Annotated in this window: 9 protein-coding genes; 7 read left to right on the top strand and 2 right to left on the bottom strand. The window is 61.6% G+C overall.

All coding sequences use genetic code 11. From position 1 onward, the window contains the following. Nucleotides 1–48: 48 nt before the first annotated feature. Nucleotides 49–441 (top strand): DUF3307 domain-containing protein, encoded by a 393-nt coding sequence (locus K3724_RS02480; protein ID WP_259989765.1) that lies wholly within the window; start codon nucleotides 49–51, stop codon nucleotides 439–441. Nucleotides 442–558: 117 nt separating this feature from the next. Here the strand turns inward: K3724_RS02480 and K3724_RS02475 are convergent, their stop codons facing one another. Then, nucleotides 559–1,017, bottom strand: coding sequence for an Lrp/AsnC family transcriptional regulator (locus tag K3724_RS02475; protein ID WP_027257545.1), 459 nt, complete (start codon nucleotides 1,015–1,017; stop codon nucleotides 559–561). Between the two features lie 145 nt (nucleotides 1,018–1,162). Here K3724_RS02475 and K3724_RS02470 point away from each other — a divergent pair, with 145 nt between their 5' ends. Next, nucleotides 1,163–4,585: an indolepyruvate ferredoxin oxidoreductase family protein gene (locus K3724_RS02470; RefSeq protein WP_259989763.1), complete on the top strand. Its 3,423-nt coding sequence runs from the start codon at nucleotides 1,163–1,165 to the stop codon at nucleotides 4,583–4,585. Nucleotides 4,586–4,615: 30 nt separating this feature from the next. Here the strand turns inward: K3724_RS02470 and K3724_RS02465 are convergent, their stop codons facing one another. After that, nucleotides 4,616–5,281, bottom strand: a complete 666-nt coding sequence (locus K3724_RS02465) for a TetR/AcrR family transcriptional regulator (protein ID WP_259989761.1) — start codon at nucleotides 5,279–5,281, stop codon at nucleotides 4,616–4,618. A gap of 435 nt (nucleotides 5,282–5,716) precedes the next feature. On the opposite strand from K3724_RS02465, the gene K3724_RS02460 reads away from it, so the two are divergent. Genes K3724_RS02460 through K3724_RS02440 form a run of 5 tightly spaced genes read left to right on the top strand, consistent with a single transcriptional unit; the run spans nucleotide 5,717 to nucleotide 12,926 of the window. Next, nucleotides 5,717–7,498 (top strand): ABC transporter ATP-binding protein, encoded by a 1,782-nt coding sequence (locus K3724_RS02460; RefSeq protein WP_259989759.1) that lies wholly within the window; start codon nucleotides 5,717–5,719, stop codon nucleotides 7,496–7,498. Continuing rightward, nucleotides 7,491–9,404: an ABC transporter substrate-binding protein gene (locus K3724_RS02455; RefSeq protein ID WP_259989757.1), complete on the top strand. Its 1,914-nt coding sequence runs from the start codon at nucleotides 7,491–7,493 to the stop codon at nucleotides 9,402–9,404. Before K3724_RS02460 ends, K3724_RS02455 begins: the two co-directional genes overlap by 8 nt. Continuing rightward, nucleotides 9,404–10,432, top strand: a complete 1,029-nt coding sequence (locus tag K3724_RS02450) for an ABC transporter permease (protein WP_259989755.1) — start codon at nucleotides 9,404–9,406, stop codon at nucleotides 10,430–10,432. The genes K3724_RS02455 and K3724_RS02450 overlap by 1 nt, the downstream gene beginning before the upstream one ends. Beyond that, complete coding sequence (locus K3724_RS02445; RefSeq protein WP_259989753.1) at nucleotides 10,429–11,583, top strand: ABC transporter permease; 1,155 nt, start codon at nucleotides 10,429–10,431, stop codon at nucleotides 11,581–11,583. The genes K3724_RS02450 and K3724_RS02445 overlap by 4 nt, the downstream gene beginning before the upstream one ends. Continuing rightward, entirely contained in the window at nucleotides 11,580–12,926 is a 1,347-nt protein-coding gene (locus K3724_RS02440; protein ID WP_259989751.1) for a CoA transferase, read from the top strand. The genes K3724_RS02445 and K3724_RS02440 overlap by 4 nt, the downstream gene beginning before the upstream one ends. Nucleotides 12,927–12,940 lie beyond the last annotated feature (14 nt).

The following is a 12,940-nucleotide window of genomic DNA, read 5'->3' as shown; positions in this document are numbered from 1 at the left end:
AAAATCCGTAAGGTTCCAGCGAGGTATCCATGCTGGAGGTCAATAGGTTTGCCGGAATATGTCGGATCCGTTCTGCTGCTGCTCTGCGCGTTGCAGGTCAAGCACCTGTTTGCCGACTTCTTTCTGCAAACCCCCAAGATGCTGTCCGGCCGCTGCGCCTATGTCCATGCGGGGCGTGCCCAGCATGCGGGTGTCCACGTGATCGGCTCGGCCATTGTCTACGCGTTGTTCAGCGCCCCTGTGCCGTTCATCCTGGTGCTGGCGGCGCTGGAATGGGTCGTGCATTTTCACATCGACTTCGGCAAGGCTCGGTTTTCTGAGCGCAAAAAGCTGAACCCCCAGCAAGCGATGTTCTGGCAGGCCATGGGATCAGATCAGGCACTGCACCAGCTGACTTATATCGCCATGGCCTGGGCCTGGGTGAAATACGCGGCGATGTAACCGCACCCGCAAGCTGGGGGCCAGCCCCCAGACCCCCGGAGTATTTTTGCAAAGAAGAAGCTGGATGACAGCCCCGCCTTCGACTTTGCGCTAGTACACCCGCCGCAAGCGAATTTTCTAAGGCACGACCGGCCTGTCCCGTTTGATCGTGCGCAGCACCACATTGGTCTGGGCGCTGGCAACTGCTGGCAGGCGGAACAGGAAATCCTCCAGAAACCGGTTATAGGCATCCAGATCCGGAGCCAGAACCCGCAGGTGATAGTCGGACTGCCCAGTTGTTGCGTAACATTCCTGAACCAGCGGGCTGCTCTCCACCGCGCGAATGAATTCCACCAGTTTGTCCGGGTCGTGGCGGGTTAAATGCACATGCACGATAGCCTGGAACCCCAGCCCCATTGCCGGTGCATTCACCACCGCACCGTAACGTTCGATAATGCCCGCCTCCTCCAACGCCCGCACCCGGCGCCACAGGGCCGACGGCGACATGCCCACGGCCTCAGCCAGATCGGCGTTGGAGATGCGGGAGTCTTCCTGCAGCAAGGTGAGGATACGGGAATCGCGGTCGTCAAGTTTCATATTCCGGTCACTTTCTTCACCAACTAACTGCCGTCCGGTCAATTAAACCATAAATTCCCGCAAAAACAGCAACTCGGGCAAATCTTTTCAGACACTGTGGATTACTTTTCCGGAAAGCACCTTTTCCGCGCAAGGACTCCCCGAGATGACCAAGCTGAGCCACGATTTCCGCAGCTACAAGCTGGACGACCGGTACGAAATGACCCAGGGCCGGGTTTTCCTGACCGGCACCCAGGCCTTGGCCCGGATTATGCTCGATCAGGCGCGCCGCGATCAGGAGGCCGGCTTGAATACCGCGGGCTTTGTCTCTGGTTACCGCGGCTCGCCTTTGGGCGCGGTCGATTTGGAATTCTGGCGCGCCAAGGACCGGATGCAGGCAAACCGGATCAAGTTCATGCCTGCGGTGAACGAGGACCTTGGCGCAACAGCGGTCCTGGGTGCGCAGCAGGCCGTGCTGGACCCGCATTGCGAGGTCGAGGGTGTGTTTTCCATGTGGTACGGCAAGGGGCCGGGCGTCGACCGCTCCGGCGATGCGCTGAAGCATGGCAACGCCTATGGCTCCTCCGCAAAGGGCGGTGTGCTGGTGGTAGCTGGCGACGACCACGGCTGTGTCAGCTCCTCGATGCCGCATCAGTCGGATGTGGCATTCATGTCCTGGTTCATGCCGGTGCTGAACCCCGCAGATGTATCGGAGTATCTGGCTTTCGGCGAATACGGCTTTGCCCTGTCGCGCTACTCCGGCACTTGGGTCGGCTTCAAGGCGGTGTCGGAAACCGTGGAAAGCGCCCGCTCGGTGGACCTGCAGCCGGACCGCGAATTCATCTACCCGGAGCTGGCGGATTACCCGGGCGGCTTGCATATCCGCCGCGCCGACCTGCCCTCCCCCGAGATCGAAACCCGTATCCACGCCAAGCTGGATGCAGTTCGTGCCTTTGCCGAGGCCAACCCGATCGACAAGCGGATTTACGACATCAAGGACGCGCGTTTTGGCTTTGTTTCCACTGGCAAAGGGCATCTGGATCTGATGGAAGCGCTACGTCTTCTGGGGCTGGATGAGGCCGCCTGCCGCCGCCTGAAAATCGACATTTACAAAGTCGGCATGGTCTGGCCGCTGGACCGCACCGACGCGCTGAAGTTCGTCAAAGGCAAGCAGGAAGTACTGGTTGTCGAAGAAAAGCGCGGCATCATTGAAAGCCAGTTCAAGGAAAACTTCTATGACTGGCCCGGCAGCAAACCCGAAAAGATGGTCGGCAAATACGACAGCCAAGGGGAACCTCTGATCCCCTGGACCGGGGAGCTGAGCCCGCTGCTGCTTGCCCCCATTGTTGCCGCGCGGCTCGATAGTTTTTTCCCGGAAGAAAACCTGCCTGCCAAGGCGGCAGCGCTGACCGCGGAACCGCCGAAGCTGTTGAACGTGCCTGGCGCCACCCGCACGCCCTATTTTTGCTCCGGCTGCCCCCACAACAGCTCCACCAAGCTGCCCGAAGGATCCAAGGCGTTTTCCGGCATCGGCTGCCATGTGATGGCCAGTTGGATGGACCGCGATACAGCCGGCTATGCGCAGATGGGCGGCGAAGGCGTGCCCTGGACCGTGGCCTCGCAGTTCAATGGAAACAAGCATGTGTTCCAGAACCTGGGCGAAGGCACCTGGTATCATTCCGGCTCGCTGGCGATCCGCCAGGCAGTCGCGGCCGGCACCAATATCACGTACAAGATCCTGTATAATGATGCGGTGGCGATGACGGGAGGCCAGCCGGTGGACGGGCCGGTCTCGGTGCATGGTATCGCCCAGACCTGCCGCGCCGAGGGGGTGGAACGGATTGCATTGGTCTCGGACGACATCGGCAAGTTTGTCCGCAGCGACTTCCCCGCCGGCACCACCTTCCATGACCGCAGCGCGCTGGACACGGTACAGCGGGAATTGCGGGACATCTCCGGCGTCACTGTTCTGATCTACGAACAAACCTGCGCCACTGAAAAACGCCGCCGCCGAAAGCGGGGCAAGATGGAGGACCCGAAACGCTTTGCCTTCATCAACGACCTGGTGTGTGAGGGGTGCGGCGATTGTTCGGTTGAATCCAACTGCCTGAGCGTCGAGCCGAAGGAAACGCCCTTTGGCCGCAAGCGCAAGATCAACCTGTCCACTTGCAACAAGGATTTCTCCTGCCTGAACGGCTTCTGCCCCTCTTTTGTCACTGTCGAAGGGGGCACCCGGAAGAAGAAGAAGCCCGCTGGTCTGGACGCCGCCGCATTGACCGCCAAGCTGCCGGCGCCGGAACTGCCCGCTCTCAAGACGCCGTTCGACCTGCTGGTCACCGGAGTCGGCGGCACCGGTGTTGTCACGGTCGGCGCTCTGATCACCATGGCGGCGCATCTGGAAGGCAAAGGATCAAGCGTGCTGGATTTCACCGGCTTTGCGCAGAAGTTCGGAACTGTCCTCAGCTACATCCGGCTGTCCAAAGAACCCGGCACCTTAAACCAGGTGCGCATCGAACAGGGCGGCGCGGATGCGGTTATCGGCTGCGACGTGGTGGTCAGCTCGGCGCCCAAGGCCTCGGCCCATTACCGCGCAGGCACCAAGGTGGTGCTGAACCGGGCGGAAATGCCCACTGGCGATCTGGTGCTGCGCCGCGATGCTGATTTGATGGCAGGCCTGCGCGAGAAAACCATTGCCGAGGCCGTCGGAGAGCAAAACCTGTCCGGTTTCAACGCCAATGAGGCCGCCGAGACAATGCTGGGCGACGCTGTGCTGGCAAATGTCATGATGCTGGGTTTTGCCTGGCAGCAAGGGCTGGTGCCGGTCAGTGCCGGGGCGCTGGACCAGGCGATTGAGCTGAACGGCGTTGCCATTGAAAGAAACCGCCTCGCCTTTGCCATCGGCCGCGCCATGGCGGAGGACCCGAAACTGGTCGCCAGCCATTTTGAGGAGACGCCCGCAAAGACGGAAACTCTGGACGCGCTGATCGAACGCCGCGCCACTTTCCTCACCGGCTATCAGAACATGGCTTATGCGGGGCGTTACACCGCTGCCCTGAACCGGTTCCGCGACGCATTGCCTGCGAAGGCGCAGGAAGAATTGACCGCAGCCGCGGCGCGGGCGCTGTTCAAATTGATGGCTTACAAAGACGAATATGAAGTTGCCCGGCTCCTGACCAGCGACGCCTTCCAGCACCAGCTAGAGGATGAGTTCGAAGGGGATTTCAGTGTCAAGTACCACCTCGCACCGCCTTTGCTGAACTGGAAAAAGGACACCCGCGGACGCCCGGTAAAACGGGCCTTTGGGGCCTGGCTGCGACCGGCGATGCACTTGCTGGCCAAGGGCAAAACGTTGCGCGGTTCGGCCTTCAACATCTTCGGCTACCACGAGGAAGCCCGCCTGCACCGCGATCTGCTGACCTGGTTTGAGGCCGCGCTGAAGACCATCGCCAGCCGTTACAGTGCCGATGCGCATGAGGCCTGCCTGAAGGTACTGAAAGCGCCAATGGATATCCGCGGCTATGGCCCGGTCCGGCTGAAAGCGGCTGAGGAGGCGCGCGCGCAGGCTGAGGATATTCTCCGCAGCCTGTAATACCACACGCCCGCGGCCGCGGCTGGTGCCTCAGACGTCCCAGTGCTGTTTGGTGAATTCGGTAAAGTCCGACATCTCTTCGGACAACGGCTCGCGCCCGGTAAAGACCTTTAGGTACTCAGGCGTCACCTCCAGCCGGTGCGCGTGGCTTTCATTCGGATCCGCCATCTCATAGCCGAGCTGCATGTAGTACAGCACCTTGGCCCGGGTCACTGCTTCCCGGTCCGCATAGCCGTAGCGGGCAAACATCGCCGTCAGCGCCTCGACCCGGCGCCGGTCCGAGCGGTCCAGCAGGCTGCGCACCTTGCCGGAACGGCGCGACCAGTCACGCACGGCAAAGTCCAGCGCAGTGTTGAACAGATCAGGGTTGGCGATGCACTGGAACACATTCAGCACTGCCCCGGTAATGGCCTTGGCCGGCGCCTCGGCCTGGCGGACCATGCCGGCGGTATTGGTCTGCTCCCAGGTCTTGAGCAGCGCATCCAGCAAGTCCTGGCGTGATTTGAAATACCAGTAGAACGACGAGCGCGAAACCTGCATCCGCTCGGCCAGCGCCAGCACTTTCACCTGCTCCACCCCGTCCGAGATCAGCACGTCCATCGCGACATTCAGCCAGTCGTTGCGGGTGACCTTAATGTTGCCGACCAGCGGCTCGGCTTCCGGATCGTCCCGGTGCAGAACAGTTTTTTGCGCCATGTGCGGCCTTTCGGAATGCGTGCGTTCCCTGACATCCTATGCCGGGCTGACTGCTGGCGCCAACAAGGCAATCCTGTCTGCAGCCATTTGCGGCAAGGACCGAGTGGCGCCGGGGCCACAGCATGTCCGCAGCCTCCGGAGGGCGGGATTTTGCATTGCACCATAAAACACGTGCCTGCACGCTAATGTGAGAAACTGTTATTCCTCCTTGGGACACCGGACCGAAAACACCGGATATCCAGGGCGATTGCGGGCTGACGGCACTGGGCGGCGCGCACAGTGCAACCGGAAAACCCATCAATTTTTCCTTGCACAACGGGCATCTGGGCAAATGGGGTTTGACTAAGCAGCCTTCAGCGCGCGAAGGTGAAGCCAAAAAACAGGGGAAAACACGATCTCATGAGTGCCTTGAACCAGCCGGGCGGACAATTCTGAATGCGCCCGCTGCTTTCCGTTGAAAATCTCAGCATTGGGTTTGGCAAGGGCGACTCCGTCGTGAAGGACGTGAGCTTTGCTGTGCAGCCAGGCGAAACACTCGCCTTGGTCGGGGAAAGCGGCTCGGGCAAAACGGTCTCTTGCCGGGCGGTGCTGCGTATCCTGCCAAAGGTGGCGCAGCTGCGCTCCGGGCGCATTTTGCTGAACACCCGTGGCAGTGAGCTTGACCTTGCGACGCTTGACGAACGCAAGATGCGCGACGTGCGCGGCAATACCGTCGCGATGATTTTTCAGGAGCCGATGCGCTCGCTTTCCCCGCTGCACCGGATCGGAAATCAGGTGTCCGAAGTGCTGTGGCTGCATGGCCGCAAGTCCGAACGCAAGGCACGCAAGGAGGTCCTTGAATGCTTTGAGCGGGTCGGGTTCTCCGATCCGGAACGCACCTACAGATCTTATCCCTTCGAACTGTCCGGCGGGATGCGCCAGCGGGCGATGATCGCCATGGCCATGGTGGCCAAACCGGACCTGCTGATCGCGGATGAGCCGACCACGGCGCTGGACGTGACCACACAGGCCCAGGTTCTGGGGCTGATGAAAGAGCTGCAGCGCGAAACCGGTATGGCGATGATCCTGGTCACGCATGACCTGGGCGTGGTCGCCAATATGGCAGAGCAAGTGGTGGTGATGCACAAGGGCCGGGTAATGGAATCCGGCCGTGCGGAACCGATGCTGCGCACCCCTGCCCACCCCTACACTAAGGCCCTGTTCAACGCTGCCCCGGAAATCCCGGATGAAGCGGTCGTCGCCATCCCGCCGTCACGCGATGACCTGATCATGGAAATGAAGTCGGTTTCCAAGACCTACACATTAAGAGCCGGCAAGGGCTGGCAAGCTCCGACCCTGATCCACGCCTGCCGCGAGGTTGATTTGCGGTTGGCCCGCGGAAAAACCCTGGCAGTTGTCGGCGAAAGCGGCTCGGGCAAGACCACGGCGGCACGAATTGCCTTGGGGGCAGAGCTGCCGGATCCTGGCGGCGAGGTGCTGTTCCGCCCTGATCCTGACCAGCCGGCGGTCACCGTGCACAGCATGGACCGCACCGCGCGCACCGCCTTTCAGCGGCAGGCCCAGATGGTGTTCCAGGATCCTTACTCCTCGCTGTCGCCCCGGATGCGCATTCAGGACACTTTGGTGGAGCCGCTGGAAATCCACCGGATCGGTTCCCGCGCCGAACGCCGGGACAAGGCGGCGGACATGCTGCGGCTGGTTGGCCTGTCCCCGGACATGCTGAAACGCTACCCGCACGCGTTTTCCGGCGGTCAGCGCCAGCGGCTGTCGATCGCGCGCGCCCTGATGCTGGAGCCGGCGCTGATCGTCTGCGACGAACCGACCTCGGCGCTGGATGTTTCAGTGCAAGAACAGATCCTGCTGCTGCTCGAGGAAATCCGCGACCGGCAGAACCTGTCGTATCTGTTCATCAGCCATGATTTGGCCGTGGTCGCCCGTATCGCAGATGAGGTCGCCGTGATGCGGCGCGGGTTGATTGTCGAGCAGGCACCGCCGGAAACCTTGTTCTATAATCCTCAGCACCCCTACACCAAGGCGCTGATCGCAGCCCAGCCGGAACCCGATATTGACCGGCCTATCGACTTGAAACTGGTGGCCCAGGGCGCAGGCGCGCCGGACTGCTGGCCCGAGGAATTCCGCTTTAACGGATCTGATGCCCCGCGACTGGTAAACCTGAAACACCTGGAACCCGGCCATAAGGTGCGCTGCCATGCTTGATGTCCTGAAACCCCTTTTGACGGCTGCCTTCTGCCTTGCCCCGCTTTCTGCCCTGTGCGGCCCCGAGGTTCAGGAAAGCAAGTTCTGGAGTTCCGAAGTCAAGGCGGGCTATCTGCCCCCAGTGGCCAAACGCCTGCCAGAGGTGCCGCTTGTGGTCGACTTGGCGGCCAAGGGCCGGGACTTTGGCATCGAGGGCGGCACGCTGAACACCATGGTGACCCGTTCCAAGGATATCCGCCAGATGGTGGTATACGGCTACGCCCGCCTGGCGGGCTATGACGAACGCTACCGGCTGCAGCCTGACATTCTGCTGGGCTATGAGAACGAAGGGAACCGGCGTTACACCCTGAAACTGCGGCGCGGCCACCGCTGGTCCAGCGGCGATCCCTTCACCTCTGCCGATTTCCGCTACTGGTGGGAAGATGTCGCCAACCATAAGCTGCTCAGCCCGGCCGGTCCGCCGGATTTCCTGCGTGTGAACGGCAAGCTGCCGCGCGTAAGCTTCCCGGACGAAACCACAATCATCTATGAATGGGACGACCCGAACCCCAGTTTCCTGCACATGCTGGCCCAGGCGCGCCCGCCATTCATCTACCGGCCGGCGGAATACTTGAAACAATTCCACGCCGATTACGCCGACCCGGAAGTGCTGGAAGAGGAAGTCGACTATGCCCGCGTCAAAAGCTGGGCTGCGCTGCACAACAAATACGACAACATGTACAAGTTCGATAACCACGAACTTCCGACGCTGCAGCCCTGGATCAACGCCTCGCCAGGCAAGAAGATCCGCCATCAGTTTGTGCGCAACCCCTATTACCACCGGATCGACAGCCGCGGTGTGCAGCTGCCCTATATCGACACCGTGGAAATGGAAATCGTGACCGCCGGCCTGGTAGCGGCCAAGTCCAACGCAGGGGAAGCCGACCTGCAGGCCCGCGGATTGGGGTTCCGGGATATTCCGATCCTGCGCAAAGGCGAGAAAGACGGCGCAAACTACAAGACTTATCTCTGGGGCTCCGGTGCCGCCTCGCAGATTGCAATCTATCCGAACCTGAATGCCAAGGATCCGGTCTGGCGCGAGGTGCTGCGCGATGTCCGGGTGCGCCGGGCGCTGTCCTTGGCTATCAACCGCCGGGCCATCAACCGGGCGCTCTATTTCAACCTGGCCAAGTCCGGCGCCATGACGGTGCTGGAGCAGAGCGAGTTTTTCGACCCCGCCCTGCGTGCTGCCTGGGCGGATTTCGACCCGGAGCAGGCCAATCGCCTGCTGGACGAGGCCGGCCTTACAAAGAAAGACGCCTATGGCATCCGCTATCTGGACGACGGGCGGCTGATGGAGCTGGTCGTGGAAACAGCCGGTGAGCGTCAGGAAGTCGAGAATGCACTGCAGATAATCTCGGACGACTGGCGTGATGTCGGGGTCAAACTGGTGATGCGCCCGCTGGATCGCGACATCCTGCGCAACCGGGTGTTTTCCGGCAGCACCATGGCTTCTGCCTGGTTCGGCTGGGACAATGGCTTGCCGCAGGTCTACACCTCGCCTGCCTATCTGGCGCCAACAGACCAGGTGTTCCTATCCTGGCCGAAGTGGGGCCAGTTCTATCAAACCGGCGGCGACGCAGGCGAGCCGCCAGACATGGCTCCGGCACAGCAGCTGATGGATCTGATGCAGGACTGGAACATGGCCACCACAGATGCCGAGCGTGCCGCCGCCTGGCGCGCCATGCTGCAAATCCACGCTGATCAGGTTTATGCCATCGGGGTTGTGGCCGCCGCACCGCAGCCCGTCGTGGTCAGCAACCGCCTGCGCAATGTGCCCAAACAGGCAATATGGGCCTGGGACCCCGGTGCCCATTTCGGCCTTTACCGTCCGGATGAGTTCTTTTTTGAGGATGGCGAGGGCTGATGGAAATTCTGCGTTACGCCATTTACCGCTTTGGCACCATGCTGCTTACGCTTCTGGTGGTGTCGGTGCTGGTCTTTGCCATCATCAACCTGCCGCCCGGCGACTATCTGTCCAACCAGATTGCCGAGCTGCAGGCCACCGGCCAGTCCGCAGGCGTCGCCAAGGCGGAATTCCTGCGGCAGGAATATGCGCTCGATAAACCGCTGTGGCAGCAATACATGATCTGGATGGGCTTCATGCCCGGCCCGCACGGGTTCTCCGGCATGATCCAGGGAAATTTCGGCTGGTCATTCGAGTTCGACAGCCCGGTTGCCGATATCGTCGGCGACAGCCTGTGGCTTACAGTTCTGGTAAACCTGTCCGCCGTGGTTTTTGTCTATGCAGTGGCGCTGCCGCTGGGGGTGCTGGCTGCCGCGCGGGCCCGCACCTGGATTGATTACACCTCGGCCTTTATCGGTTACCTGGGTCTCGCTACGCCAAACTTCCTGCTGGCACTGATCCTGTTCTACTATGGCCACCGCTGGTTCGACCTGCCGATCGGCGGGCTGATGGCCCCCGAATACGAAGGCATGCCGATGAACTGGGACAAAGTGAAGTCCATTCTCGTCCACCTGATCGTGCCAACCTTCGTGATCGGCACTGCCGGAGCGTCCGCGATGATGCAGCGCCTGCGCGCCAACATGCTGGACGAACTTGGCAAGCCATATGTGGAAACTGCCATCGCCAAGGGCATGAAACCCTCACGGATGCTGGCCAAGTATCCGCTGCGCGTCGCCTTCAACCCCTTTGTCGCCGACATCGGCAACCTGCTGCCGGCAATGATCTCAGGCTCGGTGCTGGTGTCGGTGGTGCTGGGATTGCAAACCATCGGGCCGACCCTGCTGACGGCGCTTAAAACCCAGGACATGTTCCTGTCGGGCTTCGTGCTGATGTTCGTTGCTTTGCTTACGCTGATCGGCACCATGGTTTCAGATGTTCTGCTGGTGCTGCTTGACCCGAGGATCCGGTATGAGGGGCGCGGCGCATGACCCGGCTGCCTGATGGACGTTATGTCGATGATGAACCTTTCGACCCGCAGGCCTCGCTGCTGGAGCTGGAGCGCAAGGACCTGGACGCGCCGAACTGGCTGCTGGTCTGGCGCAAATTCAAGACCCACAAGCTGGGACTGATTTCAGGCCTGTTCCTATTGGTCGCCTACCTCATGATCCCGTTCGCCGGCTTCCTTGCGCCCTACGGACCAAACCAGCGCTTTTCAGAGCATCTGTATTCCCCGCCGCAATCGATCAAGCTGTTCCACGAGGGCGCGTTCGTGGGACCCTTCGTTTATCCAATGACCTCCGAGGCCAACCTGGAAACTTTCCAGTGGGAGTTCAGCCCCGACACCTCGCGTCCGCTGAAGCTTGAATTCTTCTGTGAGGGCCAAACCTATAAACTGGCCGGTATCATCGAAAGCAACCGCCACCTGTTCTGCGCAACCGAAGAGGCGACGATCTTTATCCTGGGGTCCGACCGGCTGGGCCGCGACATCTTCAGCCGTGTTTCCTATGGCGCGCAGCTGTCGCTTACTGTGGGGCTGATCGGCATTTCCGTGTCCTTCGTCCTTGGCATCTTCTTTGGCTCAATGGCCGGGTATTTCGGCGGCAAGACCGACTGGCTGATCAACCGGGTGATCGAAGTCCTGCGGTCCCTGCCCGAGCTGCCCTTGTGGCTGGCGCTGTCTGCCGCGGTGCCCTCGAACTGGTCGCCGGTTGCGGTGTTCTTTGTCATCTCGATCATCCTTGGCATTCTCGACTGGCCGGGGCTTGCAAGATCGGTGAGGGCAAAATTCCTGTCCCTGCGCGAAGAGGAATACGTGCGCGCTGCCGAAATGATGGGGGCCTCTTCCGGCCGCGTCATCCGCAAACATCTGCTGCCGAACTTCATGTCGCATCTGATCGCCTCGGCCACCCTGTCAATCCCGGCGATGATCCTGGGCGAGACCGCGCTGTCATTCCTCGGCCTTGGCCTGCGCGCGCCGGCGGTCAGCTGGGGGGTGATGCTGAATGACGCGCAAAACCTGGCCTCGATCGAAATCTACCCCTGGACCGCGATCCCGATGCTGCCGATTGTGATTATTGTTCTGGCATTCAATTTCCTCGGTGACGGGTTGCGCGACAGCCTGGATCCTTACCAGCAATGACCCTGCTCACTGCCCTGCCGGCGCCAGGCAGCTACCGCCTCACCGGCACAGGACACTGGCGCAGCGCCTTTGCGGTGACAGAACTTGCCAATGCCTCAGTCGCCGCCGTTGGGTTGGAACTGGCGCGGCTGGTAAAGGCGCTGAACCTTGCGCCCGTTGCACCGGACGTCACGGTGGACCAGCGCCTGGCTTCATTCTGGTTCAGCTACAGTTTCCGCCCCGAGGGCTGGGAGCTTCCCAGCCTGTGGGATCCGGTGGCCGGCAATTATGAAACCGCAGATGGCTGGATCCGCCTGCACACCAACCTGCCGCACCACCGGCAAGCTGCCCTGAAAGTACTAGACTGCGCGGGAGACCGCGCAGCCGTGGCAGTTGCCATGAAACAATGGCAGGCCAGCCATCTCGAAGACGAAATCGTAAACGCAGGCGGTGCGGCCGCCGCCATGCGCAGCCGAGCGGCTTGGCTGTCGCATCCGCAAGGTCTTTCTGTGGCGGCGGAACCGCTGATCCTATGGCGGTCGCCCCGTGTTATCCAACTGCGTGAGCGGCCAAAGGCAACGGCCGAACGCCCGCTGGCCGGGCTGAGAGTGCTGGACCTCACGCGGGTTTTGGCCGGTCCGGTTTCCACCCGCACTCTGGCCGGATTTGGCGCAGATGTGCTGCGTATCGACCCGCCCGGCTGGGACGAGCCTGGTGTCATCACCGATGTTGCGCTGGGTAAGCGCATGGCCTCCCTGGATCTGCGCAATACGGCGGACCGGCAGCGGTTTGAGGCGTTGCTGTCCAAAGCCGATGTGCTGGTGCATGGCTACCGTCCCGGTGCACTGGATGGTCTGGGCTACGGCGCGGACGCCCGCCGCCGGATCGCTCCCAATGCGGTTGAAGCCTCTCTGGATGCCTATGGCTGGACCGGCCCCTGGGCCCTGCGGCGCGGTTTTGACAGCCTCGTGCAGATGAGTGCAGGCATCGCCGATACAGGCCGCGTCCAGGCCAAGGCGGACGATCCGCAGCCTTTACCGGTACAAACGCTGGACCATGCCACGGGCTACTTGATGGCAGCAGCGGTGCTCTCGGCCTTGGCAACTGCTGCCCAAGGGGCGGCAGTGCCCGCAGCGCATCTATCGCTTGCCCGCACCGCAGAACTGCTTGGTGGAATGCAGAAATGTGCCGACGGACCGTATGTCGCCAAACCGGCTCACAGCGACTTCACCCAGGAGATCGAAAACAGCGGCTGGGGGCCGGGCCGCCGCCTTGCTGCGCCGCTTGCCCTGGACACCAGCAAAATGCGCTGGGGCCAGCCCGCCTCCCATTGCGGCAGCGCCCCGGCATGCTGGCCGGAATAGCCAATGAAAATGCG

The sequence above is a fragment of the Leisingera sp. M658 genome (assembly GCF_025144145.1).
Taxonomy (GTDB): Bacteria; Pseudomonadota; Alphaproteobacteria; order Rhodobacterales; family Rhodobacteraceae; genus Leisingera.
The sequence above is the reverse complement of the archived record's forward strand: the minus strand, read 5'-3'. Positions and strand labels throughout refer to the sequence as shown.

What these genes read in the sequence shown, in the direction of transcription:
- K3724_RS02475 (WP_027257545.1), bottom strand. Translation starts at nt 1,017, where the DNA reads ATGAAACTTGACGACCGCGATTCCCGTATCCTCACCTTGCTGCAGGAA.
- K3724_RS02470 (WP_259989763.1), top strand. Translation starts at nt 1,163, where the DNA reads ATGACCAAGCTGAGCCACGATTTCCGCAGCTACAAGCTGGACGACCGG.
- K3724_RS02465 (WP_259989761.1), bottom strand. Translation starts at nt 5,281, where the DNA reads ATGGCGCAAAAAACTGTTCTGCACCGGGACGATCCGGAAGCCGAGCCG.
- K3724_RS02460 (WP_259989759.1), top strand. Translation starts at nt 5,717, where the DNA reads ATGCGCCCGCTGCTTTCCGTTGAAAATCTCAGCATTGGGTTTGGCAAG.
- K3724_RS02455 (WP_259989757.1), top strand. Translation starts at nt 7,491, where the DNA reads ATGCTTGATGTCCTGAAACCCCTTTTGACGGCTGCCTTCTGCCTTGCC.
- K3724_RS02450 (WP_259989755.1), top strand. Translation starts at nt 9,404, where the DNA reads ATGGAAATTCTGCGTTACGCCATTTACCGCTTTGGCACCATGCTGCTT.
- K3724_RS02445 (WP_259989753.1), top strand. Translation starts at nt 10,429, where the DNA reads ATGACCCGGCTGCCTGATGGACGTTATGTCGATGATGAACCTTTCGAC.
- K3724_RS02440 (WP_259989751.1), top strand. Translation starts at nt 11,580, where the DNA reads ATGACCCTGCTCACTGCCCTGCCGGCGCCAGGCAGCTACCGCCTCACC.